At 65.6% G+C, this 25,984-nt stretch carries 20 protein-coding genes; 17 read left to right on the top strand and 3 right to left on the bottom strand.

Translation table 11 applies throughout. From position 1 onward, the window contains the following. Positions 1–137: 137 nt before the first annotated feature. Positions 138–2,465 carry a hypothetical protein gene (locus C811_RS07725; protein ID WP_016308982.1) on the bottom strand — a complete coding sequence of 776 codons (2,328 nt, stop codon included), beginning with the start codon at positions 2,463–2,465 and terminating at the stop codon, positions 138–140. A 292-nt stretch (positions 2,466–2,757) separates the two neighbouring features. Between C811_RS07725 and C811_RS07720 the strand changes: the two genes are divergently transcribed. From C811_RS07720 to C811_RS07690, 8 genes are all read left to right on the top strand, one after another. Beyond that, on the top strand, positions 2,758–3,945 hold the full coding sequence (locus tag C811_RS07720; protein ID WP_016308981.1) for a fibronectin type III domain-containing protein: 1,188 nt from the start codon (positions 2,758–2,760) through the stop codon (positions 3,943–3,945). Between the two features lie 41 nt (positions 3,946–3,986). Continuing rightward, on the top strand, positions 3,987–4,667 hold the full coding sequence (locus C811_RS07715) for a hypothetical protein (RefSeq protein WP_016308980.1): 681 nt from the start codon (positions 3,987–3,989) through the stop codon (positions 4,665–4,667). A 65-nt stretch (positions 4,668–4,732) separates the two neighbouring features. Next, entirely contained in the window at positions 4,733–5,881 is a 1,149-nt protein-coding gene (locus tag C811_RS07710) for a fibronectin type III domain-containing protein (protein ID WP_022926444.1), read from the top strand. Between the two features lie 27 nt (positions 5,882–5,908). Continuing rightward, positions 5,909–6,859 carry a transglutaminase domain-containing protein gene (locus C811_RS07705; protein ID WP_016308978.1) on the top strand — a complete coding sequence of 317 codons (951 nt, stop codon included), beginning with the start codon at positions 5,909–5,911 and terminating at the stop codon, positions 6,857–6,859. 678 nt (positions 6,860–7,537) lie between these two features. After that, positions 7,538–8,686: a leucine-rich repeat domain-containing protein gene (locus tag C811_RS16860; protein WP_198010023.1), complete on the top strand. Its 1,149-nt coding sequence runs from the start codon at positions 7,538–7,540 to the stop codon at positions 8,684–8,686. A 454-nt stretch (positions 8,687–9,140) separates the two neighbouring features. Continuing rightward, positions 9,141–10,802: a glutamate--tRNA ligase gene (gltX, locus tag C811_RS15735; RefSeq protein ID WP_016308976.1), complete on the top strand. Its 1,662-nt coding sequence runs from the start codon at positions 9,141–9,143 to the stop codon at positions 10,800–10,802. A gap of 78 nt (positions 10,803–10,880) precedes the next feature. Continuing rightward, positions 10,881–12,119: a hypothetical protein gene (locus C811_RS07695; protein ID WP_016308975.1), complete on the top strand. Its 1,239-nt coding sequence runs from the start codon at positions 10,881–10,883 to the stop codon at positions 12,117–12,119. Positions 12,120–12,137: 18 nt separating this feature from the next. Next, the gene (locus tag C811_RS07690; protein ID WP_016308974.1) at positions 12,138–12,551 is read left to right on the top strand and encodes a PaaI family thioesterase; all 414 of its coding nucleotides are present in this window, start codon (positions 12,138–12,140) and stop codon (positions 12,549–12,551) included. A 6-nt stretch (positions 12,552–12,557) separates the two neighbouring features. Here C811_RS07690 and metK read toward each other — a convergent pair whose 3' ends face one another. After that, complete coding sequence (gene metK / locus C811_RS07685) at positions 12,558–13,826, bottom strand: methionine adenosyltransferase (protein WP_016308973.1); 1,269 nt, start codon at positions 13,824–13,826, stop codon at positions 12,558–12,560. 292 nt (positions 13,827–14,118) lie between these two features. On the opposite strand from metK, the gene C811_RS07680 reads away from it, so the two are divergent. From C811_RS07680 to priA, 5 genes are all read left to right on the top strand, one after another. Beyond that, positions 14,119–15,510, top strand: a complete 1,392-nt coding sequence (locus C811_RS07680; RefSeq protein ID WP_016308972.1) for a circularly permuted type 2 ATP-grasp protein — start codon at positions 14,119–14,121, stop codon at positions 15,508–15,510. Continuing rightward, a complete protein-coding gene (locus tag C811_RS07675; protein WP_016308971.1) occupies positions 15,511–16,380 on the top strand; it encodes a lipoprotein intramolecular transacylase Lit in 870 nt (289 codons plus the stop codon). A gap of 6 nt (positions 16,381–16,386) precedes the next feature. Further along, the gene (gene ybaK / locus C811_RS07670; protein WP_016308970.1) at positions 16,387–16,872 is read left to right on the top strand and encodes a Cys-tRNA(Pro) deacylase; all 486 of its coding nucleotides are present in this window, start codon (positions 16,387–16,389) and stop codon (positions 16,870–16,872) included. Between the two features lie 284 nt (positions 16,873–17,156). Beyond that, entirely contained in the window at positions 17,157–18,365 is a 1,209-nt protein-coding gene (locus C811_RS07665; protein ID WP_016309636.1) for an IS3 family transposase, read from the top strand. Between the two features lie 377 nt (positions 18,366–18,742). Further along, a complete protein-coding gene (priA, locus tag C811_RS07660) occupies positions 18,743–21,124 on the top strand; it encodes a replication restart helicase PriA (RefSeq protein ID WP_016308968.1) in 2,382 nt (793 codons plus the stop codon). A 45-nt stretch (positions 21,125–21,169) separates the two neighbouring features. Here priA and C811_RS07655 read toward each other — a convergent pair whose 3' ends face one another. Beyond that, entirely contained in the window at positions 21,170–21,418 is a 249-nt protein-coding gene (locus C811_RS07655) for a hypothetical protein (protein WP_022926442.1), read from the bottom strand. Between the two features lie 359 nt (positions 21,419–21,777). Here C811_RS07655 and C811_RS16500 point away from each other — a divergent pair, with 359 nt between their 5' ends. The 4 genes from C811_RS16500 to C811_RS07640 all read left to right on the top strand — a co-directional run bounded on the left by C811_RS16500 (position 21,778) and on the right by C811_RS07640 (position 25,810). Continuing rightward, positions 21,778–22,914, top strand: a complete 1,137-nt coding sequence (locus tag C811_RS16500; protein ID WP_156997061.1) for a hypothetical protein — start codon at positions 21,778–21,780, stop codon at positions 22,912–22,914. Positions 22,915–23,163: 249 nt separating this feature from the next. Continuing rightward, positions 23,164–23,667 carry a protein kinase family protein gene (locus C811_RS07650; RefSeq protein ID WP_016308965.1) on the top strand — a complete coding sequence of 168 codons (504 nt, stop codon included), beginning with the start codon at positions 23,164–23,166 and terminating at the stop codon, positions 23,665–23,667. Positions 23,668–23,736: 69 nt separating this feature from the next. Then, positions 23,737–24,858: a hypothetical protein gene (locus C811_RS07645; protein ID WP_016308964.1), complete on the top strand. Its 1,122-nt coding sequence runs from the start codon at positions 23,737–23,739 to the stop codon at positions 24,856–24,858. 4 nt (positions 24,859–24,862) lie between these two features. Then, complete coding sequence (locus tag C811_RS07640) at positions 24,863–25,810, top strand: FHA domain-containing protein (RefSeq protein ID WP_016308963.1); 948 nt, start codon at positions 24,863–24,865, stop codon at positions 25,808–25,810. Positions 25,811–25,984 lie beyond the last annotated feature (174 nt).

The following is a 25,984-nucleotide window of genomic DNA, read 5'->3' as shown; positions in this document are numbered from 1 at the left end:
CGATTCTAATGCCGCACAACCGTCGAATGGTATCGAAAGCGACCCGAAAACGACCGTCCGAGAGTCGCTCGGGTACCGTCTGAGGACCGTCCCGATGCCGTCTGTTTGCCGCCCGAGAGCCGTCCCGGAACCGCAGCCTATTTCGTGCGCTTGGAGCGGGTGCGGGCGAGGGCCACGGCGGCTCCGGAGACGATGGCGAGAAGGCCGATCGAAAGTAGCGCCTCCCAGAGCGGGTCGCCGGTCTGGGGAACGGTTCCGGCCGGCTTGATCGTCGTCTTGCGGGGCGCGGTCGTGGCCGCGGTCGTCGCACCGGACGTGGTACCGGTAGCACTTCCCGTGTCGGTGGCGGCGCCGTCGCCGTGCAGGTCGAGGAAGCCCGGCGTGTTGTCGCCCTCGTGGGCGGCCGGCGTGGTTGCTGGGGCGGTGCCGTCGGCGCTTCCGGGCGTGGTCGCCGTTCCCGTATTGCCGCCGTGGTCGCCGTCTGAGTCCGCGTCGCTCCCGTCATCCGGGCTGTCGGGTGCGGAGGGCTTGTCGGACTCGTCGTCGAGCACCGTCACCTTCGCGCCCGGCTCGGCCGCGGCGGCCGTTCGGGCGGCCTTGGCGCTCTCGTAGTAGACGGTCTCGCCGTCGGCGTCCACCTTCGCCCGGGCATCGGCGCGGGCCTCTTTGGCGGGCAGCACGGAGAACTTGCCGGCGCTGTCCTTCTGATCGCGCACGAGCTCGGCGTACTTGGAGGCGACATAGGGCTCCACGTCCACATTGTATGAACCGCCCTTCAGCTTCACCGCAGCCGGCTTCTCGCTGCTGCCGGCCACCTCGAAGAGTGCGGGCGCGGTGCCGGCGGGCGCCACCGTCGCGGGGGCGCTTACCTGGCCGGTGCCCGTTACCACGAAGGTTCCCCAGTTCACCGCCACGCCCGGCGCCTTGGCGAAGGCCAGGTTGTGGCCGTTCAGATCCAGCGTCACCGTGCGCCCGTCAGCGAGCGACAGGCTGTCGGCGTCTGCCGCGTCGGCCGTAAGCGTTACGGTGCCGTCGTCGGGGGCGTTGTCGACGGCCCGCTGGAGCACTGCATAGCGCAGCGAGTTCGTCGAGGCGACCCATTCCGCGCTGTTGTCGCGCACGGTGAAGTCGGCGGGAGTGTTGTCGTAGGCGAAGGGGTCGCGCAGCGGCGCGCTGATTTTCTCGATGGGGGTCGCAGACACGTTGTTCTCCACCGCGATGCCCTCGGTCACCGAGGAGGGGAGGGAGTCGAGCGGGGCGTTCTGCAGGTTGCCCACAATGCCGCCGGCGAACCGCGAGGACGTGAGCGCCGGGGCCGTGTTCGTGTTGCCGGTCACCGTGCCCGCGTTGTAGAAGCAGCCCACGATGCCGCCGGCATCGTTGCCGCCGTGAATCTCGCCGCTGTTCTCGTTGTCGGTGACGGGCACGGCGCTCGAGGCGGGGTAGGCCGGCGCCGCGCCGTCGTAGCGCACCCAGCCCGCAATGCCGCCGCAGCCGTAGCCACCTGCATCTTCGCAGGTCACCGATGCGCTGTTGGTGCAGTGGTGAATGCCCCCGTAGTTCTTCTGCTCGCCTACGACGCCGCCGACCGAGTAGTGCTCGGCCTCCACGGCGCCGTTGTTGCCGCACTCCGATACGAATGCCGAGCACAGCCCTGCGATGCCGCCTGCGGCCTGGGTGCCCTTCACGGTTCCGGTGTTGGTGCAGCCCTCGATGACCATCTCGCCGGTGTCGGTGGTGTAGTAGGCGGCGCCCACGATGCCGCCCACGTTGCCCACGCCGGTCATGGCGGTCACGGCGGCGCTGTTGGCGCAGTCCGAAATGGTTCCCGAAAGCGTCATGCGGCCGACCACGCCGCCCACGCCCGCGTGCGCGCTCACCGAGCCGGACACGCTCACGCCGCTTACGGTGCCGTCGTCGATGAGCAGTCCCACGGCGCCCCCGGCAAGCTCGCTGCCCGGCACGTCGATGGCCACGCCGTCCAGAACGACGTCGCGCACCGTGCCGCCCTTCACGATGCCGAACAGGCCTACGACAAAGTCGGCATCGGGACTGGTGGTGATGGAAAGTCCGCTTACCTTATGGCCCGCGCCGTCGAAGGTGCCCGCAAAGGGCGTGCTGCCCGATGCGGCGCCGCTGCCCTTGCGCGTGCCTGCGCCGATGGGCGTCCATTCCACATGGGCCAAATCGATGTCCTCGGCCAGCTTCACCGTCTTGCCGGCAAAGTCGTTGCCGTCGTTCACCGCGTCGCGGAAGCGGCACAGCTGGTTCGCATCGGCCACGAGGTAGGGATCGGACGCGGTGCCCGTGCCTCCTTGGAACATCGGGCCGCTCGCGCCCCAGGCGGCGGGCGCGAGGAAGATGGCCCCCAGCAGCGCGAAGGCGATGGCGGCCCAGCGCAGCGACACGATGGCGCGGGGGAAGTACTTGGCAGTGAGCGCGTGAACGGGCGCGGTAGACGACATGGCAGCTCCTCAAACGGCGAATCGGTTCACAGGCCCAGTGTAGGAGGCGCGCGCTTGGGCGGGCGGCATGCTGCAGATCCGATTGAATGCCAGAGCCAAACTGTCACGAAGCGTTTGCCGCCCGTTCGCAAACGGTTGGAAACGAAAGTTGACTCCGCTGGCAATAATTCCCGCCTTTAGGGCTTGCGGGGGGGGGGCGTTCATTTGATACCCTCGGCATAACGCCAAGAGAGAGGCGGCCGCCGTCAGGGGAAATGACGGTGCGCCGTCAAAAGAGAAGGACGGGATGAGCATGGAACACGCATCCACGAAGACGCTGCGCCCCCGCGCGGCGCGCACGGCACTGGCAATCGTTACGGTCTGCGCCCTCGCATTCGCATGCGTGCTGGCGGCGAAAGCGCCGGCCCACGCCGAGGAGACCTTGGAAGATGGTGCAACGGTCTGTTCGGTGACATTCGGCAAGACCGGGGTTGTCAAGAAGGTCAAGCGGGGTGAGTTGTTGGAAGGTTCGATTCCCCAGCCATCTGCGCTGACGAAGACCTTTGACGGCAATCCGATACCCGCAACGTTCGTAGGATGGGTTGAAAGTTCTTCTCTCGACGATATTTACGAAGTTGGATCATCAGCCTATCAGGATCTTTTCGACTTTGAGGAACCGGTGTATGGGGATACGAAGCTCTGCGCTCTGTATCTTCGGCCTCATTTGGCCGTAAGGGCTACGTTTACCGTGGTGTATCCCGACGGCCATATCAGCTCGGCGGACACTGTCGTCGACAAGGGCGAGCCGCTTTCAAAGTCATATTGGTTTTCCTGTCCCGAGATAAAGAACAACAAGCGTCTTGTCTTTAACGGGTGGGTTGACGCGAAGACGAAAAAGAAGGTGTCTGGCACCACTCGTCCGATGAAAAAGGTGGATATCGTCACCTATCTCGGCAGCAAATATGTTTCGGAAGCGGCCATTACCGTCCCGGGAAAGACGTATACCGGCAAGGCAGTGAAGCCGAAGCCGAAGGTGAAGATGGGGAAGAAGACCCTGAGGCTCGGGCGTGACTACGCGGTCAAGTACTCGAACAACGTAAAAACCGGCGCTGGAAAGATCACGATTATCGGCAAAGGGAAATACAAGGGCAAGACGACCGTCAAGTTCGGTGTGCTCCCCAAGGCAACTTCTATCACAAAGGTCAAGCCTTTGAAAAAGGGGTTCAAGGTGTCTTGGAAAAAGGCCAAGCAGGCGAACGGGTATGTCGTCTGGATGAAATACGCGGGGGAGAAATACTGGCGTTATGTTGCAAGCACAAAGGGATCCAACAAGACAAGTTGTACGGTAAAAAATCTTCGCCCTGGCAAGAAGTGCTATGTGAAGGTTGCTCCGGTGAAATGGGTCAAGGAAAAAATACCCTCGGGCGATGTGATCGATATGTTTTATGGCGAGAACGAGCTGAATTGGTCCAAAACCAAAACGGTGAAGACGAGGAAATAGCAATACAAGCACACGAGAACGACGAGAGAAGGATGGATGCTATGAAAAAGACGTTGAAGAAGATGGTATGCGCATCGATGGCGGCGGTGCTGGCGCTGGGCCTCACTGTTTCGCCGGCGATGGCCGACGAGGCCCATGCGGCTACCAAGAAGCCCTATATGAAGACCCTCAAGCTGAAGTGGGACTTGAAGAAGAACAAGACCGTGAAGATCACCGAGCCGTGGGCGGGGATCGGCAAGAAGCCCGCCACGATGACCATCAAGAACATGAAGATTTCCAAAGCGAAGAAGGCGGGCTACAAGAAGCTCACGTTCACCGTGGTGTGCAAACGCACGTGGACTCCCACGAAAAGCGAGGTGCATAAGCTGGTGAACAAGGCCAATGGAAACTTCGGCAGCGGCATGTACGTCGCGACGCTCGATTACAAGACCGGTCTTGACTGCGAGGATGTGACCATGAAGCTGGGGGAGTGGAAATGGTCGAACTACAAGACGGTGACCGATTCCCACGGCTGCTGGTTCAGGGTGCCCCGCACCGCAAAGGTCAAAGTGACGGTCACCTATCCCGAGGATTACAAGGATCTCTGTGTCGGCGTGGGCGGCCTCAACCAGATAAAGGAGACCAAGGCCGACAAAAAGCTCGGCAAGAAGGGCTACCCCTTCGGCAAATCTTCCCTTTACAAGAAGGGCAAGACCAACTCCCACTGGATGCGCATTAAGTAACCCGGGAAAGAACCATGATCACATATGTTTCAAAAGGCGCTGCGGGGCGGCGTTTGGGTCGGTGCATGCTCTCGATGCTGTTGGCGGTGGTGCTGGCATGTACTGGGGTCGCCGTGGCGCCGGGGGAGGCCCATGCGGCGAAGAAGTCGGCGACCATCACCGTTTCCCAAGTTCAGAAGCACTTCAACGGCAAGGTGGGCAATCGCGCGCTTGGCCGCAAGTACAACCACTACTGCCTGATGTTCGTGGCCACCTGCTGGGCGAGCAAGCTGAAGACCGAGTATTACAGCGTGTGCTGCGCTCGGCGCTACGGTGCGCTCAACCGCGACTCGAAGTCGATGGCCAACATTCCCATCGGAGCCGACGTGTTCTTCACCGGCTCGGGCACGCGCTGCCCCAGCTGCCGGCGTCCGGCCGGGCATGTGGGCGTGTACGTGGGCGATGGCTATATGGTGCATTCCATGGGCGGCCGCATCCGCCGCGACAAGGTGGCCGACATCGCGGCGGTGGGCAATCTCAGCTACTACGGCTGGGGCTACCACGAGGGCGTGAAGGTGAAGGCCGACAAAGGCAAGCATCCGCGTGGCGAGGTGCAGCAGGTGGAGGCCGGCATGGGCGAGGTGACGGTGTCGGGTTGGGCGCTCGACGACAGCTCGCCCAAGAAGTCCGTCAAGGTGAAGGTGTACATCGGCGCCCCGTCGGCTGGCGGCGAGGAGCACGTCATCAGAGCGAACGTGAAGGACGCCGAGCTGAACGAGACGCTCGGCGTGACCGGCAAGCACCGCTTTTCGACCACCATTGAGACCAACCTCTCGGGCAAGCGCACCCTGTACTTCTACGCGGTGAACATCGGCATCGGAAACGACCAGCTCATCGGCAAGAAGACGGTCACCATCAAGAAGGCGCCCCCGAAGCTTTCCCGTCCGGCAGTGAAGACGTTGAAGGCCGGCAAGCGCACCGTGAAGGTGACGTGGAAGGCGACGAGGGGCGTCGGCGGCTATCAGGTGCGCCTGAGCACCGACAAGTCCTTCAAGGAAAACGTTACGACCCGAAAGGCCAAGGGCGCGAAGGCGACGACCCTGAAGCTGTCGAAGCTTCGGCCCGGCACCCGCTACTACGTGCAGGTGCGCACCTACAAGAAGCAAGACGGCGAGACCTACTACTCCAAATGGTCCAAAGCAAAAGCCGTGAAGACGACCGGGAAAAGCGCCTAAGGTAGCGTAAGGAAGAAAGAAGGAATCATGAAGCAGCCATTTCGTCGAGCCGTAAGCGCCCTCTGCGCGTTCACCCTCGCCGCATCCCTCGTGCCCTCGGTCGCCCTAGCGAATGGTGGAGAGGAAAGGGAGATCCCCCCAGGTATTGAAGCCGTATCTGGTTGTATTAATCTCGACAACGCCGAGATAACGATTGGGGAGCCGATTGATCTTGCGACGACCGTGGAGAATGAGGGCATTGATCTGCTCTCGAGCGAAGAATTTAAGGTGCCGTTAAAAGAGGGATCTCATGAGAAGTGGATAGATCGCGTTGTACTTGAGGATGCAGTGCGAACGTCTTACGAAAAACTCGAAGAGGCTAGTGATAACGACGGCTTCGAGGACTACCTCATTGAAGACAAGTACGTAAATGGTGAGGTTCTTGATGCTCATAATTTCCATGTGGGTAAAGATGAAGATGGCGTGCTATATCCGACTATCCTTTTCTTTGCGGGAAATTACGAAACAGAGGAAGAGTACTCAAAACTTAAACAGATCATGAGCGACTACACACTCATCATTTGCACGGCCTTTAATCGTGATCATGCTGAGGTGTTCTGGCTGGGGACGGTAGTTAGTCCAGTTACTTACACTCAGGGCAATCAACTTGTGTCCGGTATTGTTGTTGGTGGGCCCGCTCGTTCGGCGCTCTATCCTGACGAAAGGGCGATCAAGAAGGGCATTGCCGACCGCGATGCCTGGGCTGAAAGCATTCTCGCAGCAGCACCTTCCGGGCAGGATCCCGAAGAAAGAATCCGCTATTTCAACGAATGGCTCACTAAAAATAATGAATACAACACTTCGGAAAGTCTGACCGAGCTTAGGCCCTCATATCTTGATGCATGGACGTGCATGAGCGCTTTGGAGGGGCGTGAGGGGGTAAAAGGTCCAGTTTGCGAGGCGTATGCGCGAGCGTTTAAGGTTCTATGTGACAGATAGAATATCCCATGCGTGCTTGCTGATGGAATGGCGGTTACGTCGACAGGATCGGGCGCCCATATGTGGAATTCCGTCAACCTTGGAGGTGGTTGGTATGGGGTCGATGTCACTTGGAATGACCCGCGTGGCGGCAAAGGCGGTAAGGTTTCTGGGGTTGAAAACACCAAGTACCTACTGGTCGGCGCCGATACGGTAGTGGGCTCAATGACCTACGGACAATCGCATCCCGAGACCAACGCCCTTTACGAAGGCTACGAATTTCCCAATGGTCCGGAGTTGAGTTCGGAGAAGTATGTGCACGACTGCAGCAAGATGGGGCATGTGCTGGGCGAGAAGACCATTCAGAACGAGAAGAATCCCAGCTGCGAAGCAAATGGCGGTCATGATGAGGTTCGGGTTTGCAAATACTGCCCTTACGAAGAGATCAATTATGTAGAGGAGTCGGGTACGGCCACAGGACATGATTTTGGAGAGTGGACGGTCAGCAAAAATGCTACTTGTGAAGCCGAGGGCGAGGAGAAGAGGATTTGCGTCAATGTAGGTTGCACTCATTCCGAGGCGCAGAAAATAAATGCTCTTGGACACGACATGGGCGAGTGGAAAGTGGTGGAACCCGCTACGTGCACTATAGCTGGTAAAGAGCAGCAGCGTTGTATGCGCAGCGGCTGCTCTTATGACATGACTCGTCTCGTTGCGGCGCTCGGCCATAAGGTGCAGTCTGGGAAGGTCGAAGGCGCCACTTGCACCGAGGACGGCACGGTGAGCGGCGTATGCTCGGTGTGCGGGGCGGTGGTGGACAACGAAGTCGCGCCCGGAACCGCCCTCGGCCACAACTGGGGCGCGTGGAGGATCGCGACGGCGCCCACCTGCACCGTGTCAGGCGTCGAGGAGCGCACCTGCTCGCGGGACGGATCGCATCGCGAGACGCGCGCCGTTCGGGCTACGGGACACGCCGTGGGCGCTTGGAAGACCGCGCGGGTGGCCACGTGCACGGTGCCCGGGGCCGAGGTGCGCCGCTGCGCCCACGCGGGCTGCTCGCACACGGAAACGCGCGCCGTTGCCGCCACGGGCCACGCCTTCGGGGCCTATCGCCCCAACGGCGACGCCAAGGTGGGCGTGAACGGCACCGAGACCGCCACGTGCACGAAGTGCGGCGCCAGGACCACGCGCACGGCGGCGGGCAGCGCGCTGGCGCCCGCCAAGGGCCAGACGGTGACGGTCGGCGGGGCCTCCTACACCGTCGCGGGCACGGCGGCCGTGGCCTACGCGGGCCCGGCCTCCAAGGCGGCCGCCTCCGCCACCGTGCCCGCCGCGGTCAGGGTGTCCGGCCGCACCTACAAGGTGACCTCCATCTCGCCCAAGGCCTTCGCGGGCAACAAGAAGCTGAAGTCGGTGAAGATCGGGGCGAACGTGACCGCTATTCCGGCGGGCGCGTTCAAGGGCTGCACGAAGCTCTCCAAGGTCACCTTCGGCGCCGCCGTGAAGTCGATCGGCTCCAAGGCCTTCTACGGCTGCAAGTCCCTCAAGTCGGTGACCCTCGGCGCGAAGGTGGCCTCCATCGGCGCGTCGGCCTTCCAAAACTGCGCCAAGCTTACGAAGGTGACCGTGAAGTCCGCGAAGCTGAAGACCGTCGGCAAGAGCGCCTTCGCCGGCTGCAAGAAGCTCAAGTCCGCCTCGCTGAAGACGACGAAGCTGAAGTCGGTCGGCAAGAACGCGCTCAAGGGCACCGCGAAGAAGCTCGTCGTGAAGGTCCCCAAGAGCAAGGTGCGCGCCTACCAGAAGCTCTTTAAGAGCAAGGGCTCGAAGACGGTGCGCGTTACGAAGTAGGTTTCTTCCAAGAAAGCATGTTCCCCAGCGGGGTGCAGTGTGCTATAATGCAAAACGATCGGTGCCCCGCTAGGCCGGGCAGCGTCGGTTATTAGATTAAGCCGGGTTTACCTTGGTTCGGAGGCCCGGCTTCTTCTTTGCCAACACTGTCCGTCACTCCTTCCTCATCAGGACTAGCCCGATGATTCCGATCACTACAAGCATGAGGTCGCACAAGGCGGTCACTGTTTGAGCGTCCATAGGCAACTCCTTTCTCGAGCTGCCCGGGGTGACGGGGCACCTTGTATCATTGTACAATATCTTATTCCTAATATCGCGCTAAAGTACGAAAGAATGAGAAATTCCTTCTGCGGTCTGGGTGAAGGGTTTTTGGGGGTGCGCAGGGGCGATAGGGGCCGTGCTATACTGGGCGGCGGATTACCGGCCCCTTATTTTCTACGCATCGAGGAACTTCATGACCACTGAGAACAAGCCCGTGCGCGTTCGCTTCGCGCCGTCTCCCACCGGCATGCTGCACATCGGCGGCGCCCGCACCGCCATCTACAACTGGGCCTTTGCCCGCGCTACCGGCGGCACTTTCGTCCTGCGCATCGAGGACACCGACCCGGAGCGCTCCACCGAGGAGAACACCCAGATCATCCTGCGCGCGCTGCGCTGGATGGGGCTGAACTGGGACGAGGGCCCCGAGGTGGGCGGCCCGTGCGGCCCCTACTTCCAGACCCAGCGCACCGATACCTACGAGGCGGCCCTTGCCAAGCTCATCGAGGCGGGGGCGGCCTACCCGTGCTTCTGCTCGAAGGAGACGCTGGACGCCAAGAGGGCCGAGGCCGAGCAGACCCAGGGCGGCTACGCGGGCTACGACCGCACCTGCCGGAGCATCCCGCGCGAGGAAGCCGAGGCGCGCATTGCCGCCGGCGAGCCTCATGTATGGCGCCTCGCGGTGCCCGAGGGCCACGGACCGGTAGAGTTCGAGGACGCAGTGTACGGCCACATGAGCTTCCCCATCGACGTGATGGACGACATGATTTTGCGCCGCACCGACGGCACCTTCACCTATAACTTCGCCGTGGTCTGCGACGACGTGAACATGGGCATCACCCACGTCATCCGCGGCGACGACCACCTGTCCAACACGCCGCGCCAGGTGCTCATCTACGAGGCGCTCGGCGCCGAGGTGCCGCTGTTCGCGCACCTGTCCATGATCTTGGGCGCCGACGGCAAGAAGCTCTCCAAGCGCCATGGCGCCACCAACGTGGAGGAGTACCGCGACCGGGGCTATTTGCCTGAAGCGCTCGTGAACTTCCTGGCGCTGCTCGGCTGGTCGCTCGACGGCGAGACCACCATCATCCCGCCGGCGGAGCTGTGTCGGCACTTCTCGCTCGATCGCATCACGAAGAAGCACTCCATCTTCGACGAGAAGAAGCTCGACTGGATGGACGGCGTCTACATCCGCGACATGGGCGCCGAGGCCTGGGTGGCCGCCGCGAAGCCGTGGCTTGCCCAGACCAACATCGACGGCAGCAATGTGGCCGACGGCATCGCCGTGGTGCCCACGCCCACCAAGGAGGAGCAGCAGGCCGCCGCAGCTGTGACGCGCGTGCCCGGCGAGGGCGTGGACGCCGACGCCTGGCAGGCATGTCTGGCCGACGTGGACGACGATGCGGAGTTCTACCAGGCCATGTACCCGCTCGTGGCCGAGCGCCTCGCCCGCATGGACGAGATTCCCGCCAAGCTGGCCTTCCTGTTCTGGGGCGACTCGGTGGTGCTCGACGAGAAGAGCGTGCAGAAGGTTCTTCTGAAGGAAGGCGCGCGGGCCGACGAGGCGCTGGCCATTTGCCGCGCCGTGCTCTCCAACGACGATAACCCCTGGGATGCCGAGGCGCTCCAGGAGCTGTGCCGGGCCGCGGGCGAAGAGGCGGGGCTGAAGCCGAAGCTTCTGTTCCAGCCGCTGCGCGTGGCCGTTGCCGGCAACATGGTTTCGCCGCCGCTGTTCGAGGCCATGATGCTGATGGATCCGGCCGATGTCGTGGCCCGCATCGACGGCGTGGTGGCGAAGGTGTTCGGCGAGGGCGACGGCGTCTCCGACGGCGCCGCGGCTGCCGACGCCGTTTCCTAGGTAACCCAGCGGGGCCGCCGAGCGCGGTCCCGTTCTGTTTCAGAAGAACGATCCGAAATCACCGAAAGGCAGGTTTCCATGAACGAGAACAACGAGCAGGTGAAGCCGGGAACCCCCGGCGCGCCGTCCGAGCCGCAACCTGCGGCTCCCGCCGTCCCGGCGGTATCGGCGGGCGCGGTGAATCCCTTCGCGGCCGCGACGGCGCCAGGGGCGTCGGCCGAGCCCCAGGGGGTGCCGGCCGGTGCGCCCGAGCCGTCGCCCGCGGCATCGGCGACGCAACCCTACGCGGTGTACGAGCCGGCGCCCCAGCAGCCGGTCCAGCCGGCTCCGGCGGCCTACTCCGCTTACGAGCAGGCCTATAACGGCTATGGGGCCGCTCAGCAGCCGCCCGTGCCCCCCGCACCGCCGGCGACGGCCCCGGTGTACGGCTACGAGCCGGCAGCCGCCCCCTCGGGGCAGAAGCGCCGCTGGCCGTGGTTCTTGCTCGGCCTGGCCGTGGGCCTCGTCATCGGCTTGGGCGGCTGCGCGAGCTGCGCGGGCATCATGTACGCCGCGCATATCGATGACGATTCGGTTCGTTCCATGCCCTACGGCACCTCGGACGACTACGGCTACGGGTACGGCCACGGCTATGGCTACGGACAGGACGGCCAGGGCCAGGGCGATTCCTCGTCGGTTCCGCAGATGCCCTCTGCCCCCAACAGTGAGTCGACCGCCGGCACCTACACTGCCGACGAGATCGCCAAGGCGGCTTTCCCCGATGGCGTACCTACCGAGGCGCCGGGTGCCGGCTCGGTGTGCAAGGCGGGCGTCTACGAGGTGGGTCCGTCGGGTCAGATTCCGGCGGGGCTCTACTTCATGCAGGGTTCCGAGAACGCTGAGAGCAACTTCTACGTCTTCGAAGCCGTTGACGGTGCGACCGGCCGCTACAAGGCCGACGACTCGGTTGTGTACTTCGGCAACTACTTCGCCCAGCTCGACGAGGGCGACCTGGTGGTGTTCAAGCCCGCCGGTGATGAGACCATGTACCCGGCTCCGTCCGAGTCCTTCGGTCCGACGGCGCCTTACAACGACGGCTGCTACCGCGTGGGCATCGATATTCCCGCCGGCAGCTACACCATCACCACTTACGAGCCCTCGGCGGCGGTGACCACCAACGAGTGCGGCGCCTTCGTCATGAAGGATCTCGACTTCGACGAGGACTCCATCGTGAACTCGGTCTATGTGATTCCCGGCGGCAAGCAGGTGGTCACCGTGACCGACGGCCAGTATTTGGAGCTGTTCGCCACGACGGCCACGCCCGTGGCCCAGGGCTAGGAAGGGCGGAGGATTCCCATGGCGCAGCTGTCCGATTACCCCACCTTAGACGAGCTGAACGACTTCTTCGGCCACGACCGTTTCGCCGAGCACGTGGGCTGCCGTATCGTGGAAGGGTCGGTGGGCCATGGGGTGGCAGAGCTGGACATCCAGGACCACCACCGCAACGCGCTGGGCAACGTCATGGGCGGGGCCATCTTCACCTTGGCCGACTTTGCTCTGGCCCTGGCCAGCAACATCGGCGTGGCCCCCAGCGTGTCGGTGTCGAGCGCCATCGACTATATGAGCGCCTCGCGGGGCACCAAGCTCATCGCCACCTGCAACGTGGACAAGTCCGGCCGTCACCTCGGCTTCTACACCACCGACGTGACCGACGACACGGGCCGGCGTATCGCGCGGGTGACCACCACGGTCTACCGCGAAGAAAAGTAGCGCCCCCTACTCCAGCCCGCAGGCCTTCCGCAGGGCGTTGGCGCGGTCGGTGGCCTCCCAGGTGAACTCGGGGAGCTCGCGGCCGAAGTGGCCGTAGGCGGCCGTCTTCTGGTAGATGGGCCGGCGCAGATCGAGCGCGTCGATGATGGCGCCGGGGCGCAGGTCGAACACCTCGGCCACGGCGGCCTCGATGGCGGAGGTGGGCACGTGCTCGGTGCCGAAGGTGTCCACCATGACGCTCACGGGCTGGGCCACGCCGATAGCGTAGGCGATCTGCACCTCGCAGCGGTCGGCGAGCCCGGCGGCCACTACGTTCTTCGCCACCCAGCGTGCCGCGTAGGCCGCCGAGCGGTCCACCTTGGTGCAGTCCTTGCCCGAGAAGGCCCCGCCGCCGTGACGGCCCATGCCGCCGTAGGTGTCCACGATGATCTTGCGGCCCGTGAGGCCCGCGTCCCCCATGGGGCCGCCGATGACGAAGCGGCCGGTGGGGTTCACGTAGATCTCGCAGTCGTCGGAAAGGGCTACGCCCTCGGCCTCGAATACCGGGCGGATGACCGTCTCGATGATGGCCTCGCGCAGAGCATCTTGCTCGATGTCCTCGGCGTGCTGGGTGGACACGACCACCTTCTCCACGGCTGTGGGCGCGCCGTCCACGTAGCGCACCGACACCTGGGTCTTGCCGTCGGGGCGCAGAAACTCCAGCGTGCCGTTCTTGCGCACCTCGGTCAGGCGCTCGGAGAGTCGGTGGGCCAGATAGATCGGCATGGGCATGAGCGTGCTCGTCTCGTTGCAGGCGTAGCCGAACATCATGCCCTGGTCGCCCGCGCCGATGGTCTCGTAGGGGTCGGCGGCCGCGGCGGCGTCGTGCTGGGCCTCGAAGGACTCGTCCACGCCCTGGGCGATGTCGGCAGACTGCTCGTGGATGGAGCTCATCACGGCGCAGGTGTTGCCGTCGAAGCCGTATTTGGCGCGGTCGTAGCCGATGCCGCACACCACGTCGCGCACAATGGACTGCACGTCCACGTAGGCCTGGGTGCGGATCTCGCCGGTGACGAACACGGTGCCCGTGGTCACCAGCGTCTCGCAGGCGCAGCGGAACTTCGTGGGGTCGGCCGGCGCCCCGTCGGGGGCGATGTAACCTTCCTCTGAAAGTGCGATCTCCTTGGCCAGGATAGCGTCCAAGATGGCATCGGAGATCTGGTCGCAGATTTTGTCCGGGTGCCCCTCGGTGACGGACTCGGACGTGAACAGATAGCTCGAATGGTTCTCGGTCATGAGATTCCTTTCTTATCGCTGTTGGCCGGACCACCTTGGCGGCCGCCGGTAAAGCGGCGAGGCGCGTCAGGTTGGTGTCGGGATCGACGAGCCAACTCTCTACCCCGACTCTGGATAATATGGTGCACGCGGACCGTGTGGGCTGAGGCGCGCGATTGCCCATACTATCGGGGATGGCGGCGCGGTGCAAGAACACCGACGGGGAAGGATACAGAAACCATACGGAAGGCGCACCGCGTCGCGGACGTGCTACACTTATGCGGATATGCAAACGTCGAGGGACGGAGCCTTCATGCCCACTAATGCCGACTATACGCGCGAGTACTTCCAGATCGTCGACGAGCTGGACGGGGCGGTGGAGGATCGTCGCGCCGCCTACGACTACATGCAGGCCTCCACGGCCATCGTGCACCACAAGGTGGTGGCCTCCTCCTTCGTGCCGCGCCTGTTCAACCGGAAAAGCTACGAGGTCATGCGCGACACGGCCGAGATGTGCCACCGCATCCTCTGCAAGGTCATCGAGCGCTACCGGGCCGACGAGGAGTACCGCAAGCTCTTCGACTTCGATGAGCGGCTCGTGGAGCTTATCTTGCTGCCGCGCGACTACGACGCGGTGCTGCCCTTCGCCCGGGTGGACACGTTCCTGAACGAGGAGGACTACCGCATCCACTTCTGCGAGTTCAACGGCGACGGCAGCGCGGGCATGAACGAGAACCGCGAGATCACGAACTCCATCACCGGCACCGAGGCCTTCCGGGTGTTCGCCGAGAACCACGCCGTGGCCGGCTGCGATTTGTTCGAGCCCTGGGTGCGCACCTTCTTAGATATCTACGACACCTACCGCTTCAAGGTGGAACATCCGCGCATCGCCATCTGCGACTACCTGGAGAACGGCGTGGTGGACGAGTTCCACATCTTCGCCGAGAAGTTCCGCGCGGCCGGCGTGGAATGCGTGGTGGCCGATGTGCGCGATTTGGCCTTCGACGGCGAGGTGCTCACGACTCCCGACGGGCTGCCCGTGCATGCTATCTGGCGCCGCTCGGTCACCAACGACGTGCTGGAGTTCTGGGACGATTCCCAGGCCCTCATCGATGCGGTGCGCGCCCAGAAGGTGGCGCTCATCGGGGCGTTCTCGGGGCACATCGTCCACGACAAGCAGCTGTTCGAGGTGCTGTTCGCCCCCGAGACCCAGGCCTTCCTCACCGAGGAGGAGATCGCGTTTGTGGAGGCCACGGTGCCCATGACGGCGTTTCTGGACGAGTCGGTGGTGAACCTCGACCAGATCCGCGCCAACAAGGACGAGTGGATCGTGAAGCCCACCGACCATTACGGCGCCGACAACGTGTACGCCGGCTGCGAGGTGAGCCAGCAGGAGTGGGAGCGGGTCATCGACGAGTTCGCCAACGGGCGCGCGGGCTACCCTTTCATCGTGCAGCGCTACATCCGCCCCTTCAAGACAGACACGCTGCCGCCCGACGCCGGCATCGACGATACGCCCGACGGCGCGGTGGAAAGCGAGCCGGTGCCCTACAACAACATGAACGGCCTGTACCTGTACAACGGGCATTTTCAGGGTGTGTTCAGCCGCCTGGGGCCGCACCCCACCATCAGCAAGACCAACGACGGCATGACGGCGGCCTCCCTGTGGGTCGACTGCGACGTGCCCGACGGGCTGGAGCTGTAGATGGGGTCCAACAGCATTCTCGCCGGCATCGGCGCTACCGTGCTGGCCGTCACGCTGCTCGTGTGCGGTTTTGCCGTCTGCTGCCTGCCCGGCGTCACCACCTCTCTCGCCGGGACTGTGAGCACGGGCGAGACGTCGCCCTACACCCACGACCAGCTTGTGGAACTCGCCGGCGTCACCCGGGCCTTCACGGTGGATCCCCATCGCGATGCCGAGGCGGCGGCGGAGGATGTGGCGGCTGCTGTGGTGGACGCGGCTCGAGCGGCGAGTGCCGAGGGCGCGCCTAAAGCGGGCGAGTGGACCGATGCGGCCCGCCGTGCGCTCGATGCGCCGGGCACCTCGCTCGACGCGATGGACGCCCTCGCGAAGGTGTCCGACCGCTACGCGTTGGACGGAGCGGCCGTGAGCCACTTGGAGGACTGCAACCGCCTCATAACGGGTGTGAGCTCCTGGCTCGGCATGATTGGGGTGGCCGCGCTCGTTGTGGGCGTGCTCTTGGGCGTGCGCCGGCAGTGGGCGGCTCTGGCTTTCATGCTGCGCATGGGCCCGGCCCTGCTGCTCGCGCTGCTCGCGGTGCTCGGCGTCTGGGGCATGGTGGACTTCAACGGCCTGTTCGCCGCCTTTCACTCGCTGTTCTTCGTCGACGGTACCTGGACGTTCAGCTACGACTCGCTGCTCATCTCCATGTATCCGCTCGACTTCTGGATGGGCATGGGCGGGGTGTGGCTCGCCACTTCCGTCGGCCTGGGCGCGGTGTGCTTCATCGGGGGGTGCGTGGCCGCCTGGCGCGCCCAGGTGCAGGCCCGCGAGTTGCGAGATGCCGCTGAGGCTGCCGCGCGCAAGGGCAAGGGCAAGAAGGGGAAGCGGTAGAGGATCGTGGCCCGTTCCGCCAAAGACCATAAAACCAACGCCCTGCGCGAGCTGGATGCGGCCGGCCTGGCCCACGAGGCGCTGTTCTTCGAGGCCGACCCCTCAATGACCGGGGTGGAGATCGCCCGCGCCCAAGGCGAGGAGGTGGATGCGGTGTTCAAGACCCTCGTCACCGAGGGCAAGTCCGGGGCGCACTACGTGTTCCTCGTGCCCGTGGCCTGCGAGCTTGATCTGAAGAAGGCCGCCGCGGCGGCCGGCGAGAAGGCCGTGGCCATGGTGAGATCCCGTGACCTGCTGCCGCTCACGGGCTACGTGCACGGCGGCTGCTCGCCCATCGGCATGAAGAAGCGCTTTCCCACCTTCATTGATGAGACGGCCCAGCTCTTCGATACGATCTACTTCTCTGGCGGCAAGGTGGGCTGTCAGGTGCGCATGGCCCCCGACGATCTGGACCACCTGGTGCCCTTCGTCTACGCCGACCTCGCGGTGTAGGAAGGCGCTGCGAAAACGCCGATCTGCACAGGCTCGGGAAAGCTGTGCGAAAAGCGCCGATTTGCACGGGTTCGGGAAAGCTGCGCGAAAAGCGCCGATATGCACAGGCTCGGGAGAGGCTGCGCGAAAAGCGCCGATATGCACAGGCTCGGGAGAGGCTGCGCGAAAAGCGCCGATATGCATAGGTTTGGAGGGGTCTATCTATGCATATCGATGACTTTTCAGCAGTCTTAGGGAGGTGCGGACAAAAACTTGGACCGGCGTCGGTCCGGGAAGGGGTCCGCATGTACGACAGGGACACGATCGAGCTGGCGCTGCTCGCGCTGGAGGAGGGGATGACCCAGGTGGAGGCCGCCGAGCTCTGCGGCGCGTCCAGGGGCGCGGTCCAGCGCTGGGGGCGGGGCCTGCTGCCCCACGCGCGATGGCGGGCGTCCGGCTCCGCCGCAAGACCTCCACGGGGAGCTGCTAGGATGGCCCCTCCCGATGCGGAGGAGGACCCGTTGGACGAGGCGGAGAGGGCGGCCTACGAGGCCGCCATGAACGAGAACATGCTGCTCAGGGCGGTGTTGGACGACCTAAAAGGGGCAGGCTCGCACCCGGGTTCGATATCGAACAGGAGAAAGTGCGAGCTGGGCGAGAGATTGCGCGCGGCGACAGGCCTGCCCCTCCGAGAGATCACCGCTTTCTTGAGGATCTCGAGGAGCTCCTATGAGTACCACCGGGCGCGCCTGGGGCGGCCCGACAAGTACGCCGGGCTGCGGGCGCGCGTGCGCGAGCTGTTCGACGAGGGCTCCCGCGCGTGGGGCTACCGCACCATATGGGCCCGCCTGCGCCGCGAGGACGTGCGCGTGTCGGAGAAGGTGGTGCGCCGGCTGATGCGGGAGGAGGGCCTGTCCGCGGCCTACAACAGGCGCCGGCGCAGGGGGTGGAGCTCCTACGAGGGCGAGGTGTCCGCCGCCCCGCCCAACCTGGTCGCCAGGGACTTCTCGGCGGCCGCCCCGGACGAGCTGTGGGTCACCGACATAACCGAGTTCCGCATCCCGGCCGGCAAGGCCTACCTGAGCGCCGTGGTGGACTGCTTCGACGGGCGCCCCGCCGGCTGGAGGATAGGGGCGTCGCCCACGGCCGACCTGGCCAACGGGTCGCTCGAGGACGCGCTCGCCGGCAGGCGCCCGGGGGCGCGCACCGTGGTGCACAGCGACCGCGGCGGCCACTACCGCTGGCCCGGCTGGATCGCCCTGTGCGAGGGGGCCGGCCTGGTCCGCTCCATGTCGGCCAAGGGGTGCAGCCCGGACAACGCGGCGTGCGAGGGGTTCTTCGGCCGGCTCAAGAACGAGTTCTTCCACTACAGGGACTGGGAGGGCGTCTCCCTGGCGGAGTTCTCCGGGCGTCTGGACGCCTACCTGCGCTACTATTGCTCGGGGCGCATCAAGCGCTCGCTGGGGTGGCTGAGCCCCGACGAGTACCGCGCCTCGCTTGGGTACGCCGCCTAGGCGGTACGGAAAAACGTCCGCACCCCCTAGCTGCAAAATCTATGCAAATCGCCGCTTTTTCGACAGGTTTCGACTCGCTGGAAACGCGGCGAACCAAATCGCCTGCGTCACGCCCTGCGGTATGCAGGCTCACATCCAGAGCCGCGCCGTCTGCTCCTCGCCGACGCCCTGACCCACGTCCCACGGCGCGGGTCCACGTCCCGAGCTGCCCCGCGTCACGTCCCACGGCGCGGGCCCACATCCCGAGTTGCCCGCGTCACATCCCGCGGCGTGCGGGTCTACATCCCGAGCTGCCCCGCGCCCTTCTCGCTCCCTGTGCTGCTTGCGCCATGCCTTCCGCTGCTCGCAGTGCTTTTCGTTGCGGTATACTGGCGGGCATGTTCGTTGCCTCCGTCATAGTCGATATTCCCACCCAGGCGCTCGATGCGCCTTACTCCTATGCCGTGCCCGACGATATGGCGGTATCGGTGGGGTGCGCCGTGCTCGTGACGCTCGGCGGCCGCAAGGCCGTGGGCTATGTGGCGGGCCTGGAAGAGGCCTCCGCCGCACCGGGAGAGGGGACGGATCTGTGGGGCACTCCTTTGGCCGTGTCCGAGTTACGCCAGGTGGAGGCGGTGCTCGCCGGTCCGTTCTTCGACGAGGAGGGTGCTGCCTGCGCCCGGTATATCGCCGAGCGCTACGTGGCGCCCCTGTCCAGTTGCGTGCGTCTGTTCACACCGCCGGGCGCGGTGCCGCGGGTGGTGCGCGGCCGCGACGGACGCTGGCGGCTGGAGGAGCCGAAGATCGGCGAGGTGGATGATAGGTGGGTTACTCGGGGGCCGTCCTTCGGCGAATTCGCGCCGCGCAAGAACGCGGTCAAGCAGCAGCAGGTGCTTGCCGCGGTGGGCGCGGGGGACGTACGCGTGGCAGAGCTCGCTCGCGAGTTCGGCTCGGTATCTTCCACCTTGAAGACGCTGGGGGAGAGGGGCGCCGTGGTTGTGGAGCGCCGTCGTCGTATGCGGGGTGTGGAGATCGGGGGAGCGGCGTTTTCCGGCGAAGCTTCCGGTGCCGACGATGCCTCCGTGTCCACGCCCTCTGTCGCCGCCCTTTCCCGTGCTGCCGTGCGCCCGCAGCTCACCGAGGGGCAGGTCGCGGCGCTCGCGGCCATCGAGGAGGCGCGGGCGGCGGCGTGCGGGCGCGTGGTGCTTGTAGACGGCGTGACGGGCTCGGGCAAGACCGAGGTGTACCTGCGGGCCATCGAGGCCGTGCTTGCCGAGGGGCGCTGTGCCATCGTGCTCGTGCCCGAGATCTCGCTCACGCCCCAGACCGTGGGGCGCTTCCGCAGCCGCTTCGGCGACGCGGTGGCCGTCATGCACTCGCGCATGAGCGATGGCGAGCGGTTCGACCAGTGGGACTTCATCAAAAGCGGCGCGGCGCGCGTGGTGGTGGGGGCCCGCAGCGCCCTGTTCACGCCGCTCGCGAACGTGGGACTCATCGTCGTCGACGAGGAGCACGAAGGTTCCTACAAGCAGGACTCCGCTCCGCGCTACCAGGCGCGCGACGTAGCCCGGTGGATGATGGCGCGCTCGGGCGGCGCGGTAGTGCTCGGCAGCGCCACGCCCTCTATCGAGGCGCTCTACGCGGTGGCGAAAGACCCCGCTTGGACGAGCGTCGCCTTGCCCGAGCGGGCCAACGGGCGCCCTCTGCCGCCGGTGGAGGTGGTGGACATGGCCGCCGAGTTCGCCTCGGGCGCACGCTCCATGTTCTCGGGGCGGCTCACCCGGGCGCTTGCCGCCGAGCTCTCCGCCGGCCACAAGGCCGTGCTCTTGCTGAACCAGCGCGGGTTCGCGAAGTTTCTCCTCTGCCGCGACTGCGGTTTCGTGCCCGAGTGCCCGCATTGCGCGACGAGCCTCACCTATCACGAGGAGGGCTGCAAGCTCGTGTGCCATCATTGCGGCTATACGGTGGCGGCTCCGCCCGTGTGCCCCGAATGCGGCAGCCCCTATCTAAAGAAGTTCGGTGCTGGCACGCAGCGGGTGGAATCGGATCTGCGCGCGCTCTTGGACGGCATGCCGGGGGTGGGGCCCGAGGTGCCCGTCATCCGCATGGACGCCGACACCACCACGGCCAAAGGCGCGCACCAGGAGCTGCTCGAGCGCTTCGGCGCGGCCCAGGCGGCGGTGTTGCTCGGCACTCAGATGATCGCCAAAGGCCTCGATTTCGACGACGTGACCCTCGTGGGCGTCATTAACGCCGACACCCAGCTGCATCTGCCCGACTACCGGGCCAGCGAACGTACCTTCCAGCTCATCGAGCAGGTGGCCGGCCGCGCCGGCCGCGCCGAGCTGCCGGGCCGCGTCATGGTGCAGACCTACGAGGCCGATTCTGTGGCCATTCAGGCGGCGGCCCGCTACGACCGCGGGATGTTTTTGCGTGCCGAGCTGCCCAAGCGCAAGCTTCTCGCGTATCCGCCCTACGTGGCTATGGCCAACATTCTCGTGTGGGGTGCCGACGAGCACGAGGTGGCCACCGAGGCCGAGCTTCTGCGGGCCCAGCTGGCCGATCTCATCCGCGATACGGTGGGCGATCCTCGCTGGACGGTGCTGCCGGCGGTGCCCTGCACCTTGTCGAAGCTGCGCAACACCTACCGCTACCACGTGGTGGTGAAGGCCCCCCTCGGCGCCGACATCTCCGCGCCGCTCGCGCACCTGTTCCGCACCCGCCAAACTCACCCGCACGTTAACGCTGCCGTCGACGTGGACCCCATGGACCTCCTGTAGACAGGCACGGCGGGCACGCCGGGTTCGGGTTGATGGCTGGAGTCCCTACAAGCCGTACTCTTTGCAAAGACGACTGCAGAGGGCCGGATCGGATGCGGCGGCTTCAAGGTCCTCTGTGCGCCCGTCGGCAAGAAGCCGCTGTATGAGGGCGCCCATCCGCTGCTGGCCTTCGGCCCTGCCTTCCGCCCTGCCGTCCTCGTAGCTGATGCGTGCTTGGATCTTGGCATCTTCCTCAAGAGTCAGAAACGGCATCATTTCCTCCTTCCAGGCTGCATCTGCGTTGGCCGCGTCCATCTCCTTTGAGATGAGAGATAGGAATATGTCGTTGCGGGGCACCGTCCCCGTGTCGACGAACTGGAGCAGCCTCTGCAGCGGGCCCGGCTCTAAAGAGCTCCACTTGCTTGCGTCAAGGATAACCCATCGGAAGTCATGCTCGCAATCGAAAGACGGCTGTTCGATGCAGGTGATCTCGCCTGCTCGGGCGGGCCGTTTTGTTGCGCAACAAATGATGGGCGGCTTTGTTATAATTTGCTCTCATCGTTACTGGTCAGCATTGGGTTTTGAAGAGCGTGCACAAAGGAGGGAAAGCAATGGCGAAAGGGGCGTCGGTTCGTCGGTGGCCCGTTGTCGGCCGTGCTTTTCTTCGAGCGCGTATGTCTCCGACACTGACCGCGTTGCTGTCCTTCGCCTTCGTGCTCATGCTCGTCGGCACGGCGACCTATGTGGCCGCCATACCTGGTTTGGCGGCGGAAAGTCCCCTTGTGCGTGAGCTGTTCGGGCGCAGTGCAGTTGCCTATGGCCCTGAAGCGCCGCTTGCGGCGACGGGCAGCGAGCGTGCCATAGCGGGGGAAGTCGGCGACGATGGGGCTTTTACTGCAAATCCAAACGCGGTTGCGAGCCTGATGGACCTTAGGGTCGCCGCCGCCTCATCCGACGAGGCAGCGGGCGGTGCGGGTTCGCAGCGGTCTCCCTTTGCCATCGGCGACGGGGTCCCGAGCCCCTCTTCCTCCCGTACGTCTGACAGCGCCTCCGGTGCTTCTTCGAAGAAGTCGGCATCGACCAAATCGGATGCTTCGGGTGCTTCTGGGTCGAAAGGCAGCGCCGGCACGCCTGGAGGCGGGGAGCCGGGTGCGGGGGAGGGCGGCAGCTCAGGCTCTGGGTCGAGTTCCAATGCGGGCACCCCGAGCAACCCGAACGGCGCAGGCGATTCCAGCACAGACTCGTCGGGGTCGAACTCTGGCAGCTCATCGGGCAACGAGCCGGGCAACACGGGTTCCGAGACCGCGCTGCCCCCCTCCGAGGGAGGGCCCGTTCCCGCCGATATGGAGCTTCGCATTCGCGATGCGCTGCGCAGCGAGTACGACATTTTGGACAACTACGCGAAGCGGGTGTACGCCTGCGCCGACGATTACGAGAGGCTGTGCATGACCGATCCGAAGGAGCCGCGTCAGGCCGCCGCTCGCGCGGTCGATGCGCTGCTGCGGGAATGCCAGGTGTCGGGTGCTCATGTGAGCGAGACCGTTCGCATCGCCTGCGGCATGAGCCAGGAGTACGGCGGCATTTGGGCGACCTCCCGCTACATCGAAAACTACACGGCTCTCCAGCATTGCTACGGCGACTTGGAAAGCTACCTGTACGAGCTCAGCCACGCCTGGTCGGGAAACTGCTATTTCGACGTGCCCTCCGAGCATGTGGACTACTGGGGCACCCGCATCGCGGTGAACAAGAAGACGGGGCGTCCCCAGTATTTGGAAGATTACGAGAGCGAGCGCAAGGGGGCCCGGCCGTGACGGGTGGCGGGGAGGCGGTCGCCGGCGCACCTGCCGTTCGCCATGCTGCGCCGTGCGGGCGGGATACGGCGACCCGCATTCCGCAGGCCGGCATGCGGCTTGTCCGCGTCGAGGGCTTCGAGGCCGCTTGCCCTCTCGCCGAGGCCGCTTGCCCTCTCGCCGAGGCCGACCGGGCGGCCTATTGCCGCCGCTTCACCACCCTGTTCGCAGACGAGGCCTCCGCGCGCCGCGGCGGTGCGGGGGGGGGTAGTGCGCGCGACGAACGCGAGCGGCGAGCAGTTCGCCGTGAAGCGCCTGCGTGCCGATGGGTCATCGCAGGCGCAGGCGGGTGCCGACGCGCCGGCCGCCGATGGGCGCCGTGTTGCGCGGGCGGCGTTCGATGCTGAGTACGAGGCGCATCGGCGCCTTGCGGGACTGAAGGCCTTTCCGCGCCTGTACGGCCGCGGGCTCATCGACGGGCAACCGGCGCTGGTCATGGAATGGGTTGAGGGAATTACCCTGGAGGAAGCCGCTCGCATCCTGGCGATTGACGCGGAGGGGCGCCTCTCGCCGCTCACGGCGGCGCGTATCGGTCGCGATCTGTTCGACGCCCTGGCGTCGTTGGAGTACCTCGCCGACGGGCTCGCCCATCGCGATGTGTCGCTGTGCAACGTTATGGTGGACACCTCCCGCCTCTCCCTCGCCGACCAGGTGGAGGAAGGTTCTTTCGAGTTGCGGCTCATCGACTTCGGCTCGGCTGCTGCCCTGGGATAGGAAGACGGCGCGGTAACCGCGCAAATCGGCTGGGCCCGCGGGGCCGCCCCCGACTTCGCGGCACCCGAGATGCTCACCGAGGACGTGGCCGCTTTGGCCGACCAGCGGCACTCGCCGGCGGTGGACGTGTACGCCGCGGCCAGCGTGGTGCATGCGCTTTTCGAGGGCCACCCGCCTTACGACCTGAGCTTTCTCGCCCGCAGCGAGCGGGGCACGTTCTCGGCCTACCGCCTGAAGACGGAGTACGCGCCGGCCCCTCTCGTCGGCGTGCATGGGAATGCGCCCGATATCGCCGCCGTGCTCGCGCGCGAGCCCGAGGTAGCCGTGGCCGTGGGCCGGGCCGCTGCCGAAGCGGAGGGCGCGGTTTCCCCCGCGCGCGTGCGCCTGGCCCTGTGCCAGGTGGACGATACCGTGGCGCCTCTGGTGGAAGCCTGCCTCGCCGTCGATCAGCGCCAGCGTCCTACCGCCTCGGCCATGCGCGATGGTTTGGCGGCCTTTTGCGAGAACTATGCCGAAAACGTCGGGCGCGCCCTGCGGGGCGAGCCGCTTGCGGACTGCGCGCTCGGCGGTGACGCGGCCCGGGCGGCCCGGGCGGCTGAGAGGCGCCGCCGGGTTGCCCGCGGTGTGCTGCGGGCCGCGTGCGCCGCTGCGGGCGCGGCAGCTCTCGGAACGGCAGCGCTTCTCGTCCACGGCATGGAGGTTTCCATAGCGCTGGACGGTCTCTCGTGGCAGGGTACGTTTCCCGGCTGGCTGGGCGCACTGCTCTTGGCGCTTCCGGCGCTGCTCGGCCTCGGCCTGCGCGAACGCGATCTGGTCTCGACGGCGGGGGCTGTCCGCGGTACGGTCGGGACGCTTGTCGGGGCCGCGATGTCAGCCGCTCTGCTCTCGGCGGTCAGCTGGCCTGCGCCCGGCGTCCTTCCAGCGCTGTACGCGGCGCTGTTCATGGTGACAACGGCGGTGACGTGCGGGTTTGCGGCCGATCGCGCGCTCGCGCCGTCATCGGCCGCTTCCGCAGGAGGCCGGGCCGCCGCATCGTCTCGGCGCCCGGTTTTGCCGTGGGGTGCCGACCCGTCCGCACCGAAGCGGATGGCGACGCAACGGACGTCTGCCGATGCGCCCGACGCGTCGTCGACGGCTCTCCCCGGCGCTGCGGGAGCGCTGGAAGTTTTCTACGAGATCGGGGAGGAGTAGTCCCATGTCCCACGCATCCACACCCGCCGCGGCTCTGTTCGAGCTGATGAAGCGTCGCTGCGGCATCAGCCACAAGGAGCTCGCGTCCATCGTTTTGTCGGGACGGCCCCTTGCCGACGGCCGCAGCCCCGCCAGCCGGGTGAGCGACCGTACCTGGGTATCGCGCTTCGTGGTGCACGCGCGGCCCGATACGTTGCAGGAGGGCATCTTCGCCGACTTCTCGGTTAGCGCCCTCAGGCTCATCGCGCGTATGAAGTCCCAGCGGAAGGGCCCGGTTTCCGGGGAGGAGATCGTCTCGTTCGTGCGCGATGAGGGGCTGCGGGCGCTCGAGGGGCCCCTTGCGGCCTGCGCCCAGCCGGTGCAGCCCTTGCGCGCCGTCATGGACCGGATAGGCGCCGAGCGATCGTTGACTGCCGATGAGCGAGCGGAGGAGGCCATGGTGCTGTTGGCGAGCGCCGCCTGCACGGCCGATACCGCTCGGGCGGTGGAGGAGGTGCGTGCCTTCTCCCGGGCCGTGCACGGAGGCGGTCTGGCAACGCCGCCGCCAGTGTCTGTGGGCGGCGCAGTATCGACGAGCGATGTCGTGCCGGCGGCTTCCGAGGCGCCGTGGCTCGGCCTTCTGCGCATGGAGGAGGGTCGCGTCGTCGGCAATGCCCACTGGGTGGCGCCGGAGGGCGATGGGGCCCTCATCGGCTCGCTGGTGGCCGGCGCCGGCGATGTGAGCGATGTAAGCGCCGACGTGTCCGGCCGCCATGCGCGCATCTGGCGCGACGAGGCGGGCGCATGGCGCGTGGAAGATCTCGGCTCGCGCAACGGCACGGCCCTGACAAGCGCCCTGACCGGCGAGAGCGCGGCGGTGGGGCCTGGCGATGCGCCCTGCGAGCTGCGTCCCGGCGATCTGCTCCACGTCGCCGCCACCACCTTCGCCGTCCTGGAGGGTTATCCGGGGTAGGCGGACATTGCCGGGCGCCGGGTCTTTCGGCAAAGGCGCCCGCCACAAGGGCGCCAGTCTTGCGCCAAAGGCGATTGATTCGAAGGTTCGGGTCTCAGCGGAAGGGCTTACTTGGAAGACTGCCGGTGCCGCGTGGAGGCGTCGCGGAAACGAAAGGGCGGAGGAGACATGCGG

Source organism: Adlercreutzia caecimuris B7 (genome assembly GCF_000403355.2).
In the GTDB taxonomy this organism is placed as follows: domain Bacteria; phylum Actinomycetota; class Coriobacteriia; order Coriobacteriales; family Eggerthellaceae; genus Adlercreutzia; species Adlercreutzia caecimuris.
The sequence above is the reverse complement of the archived record's forward strand: the minus strand, read 5'-3'. Positions and strand labels throughout refer to the sequence as shown.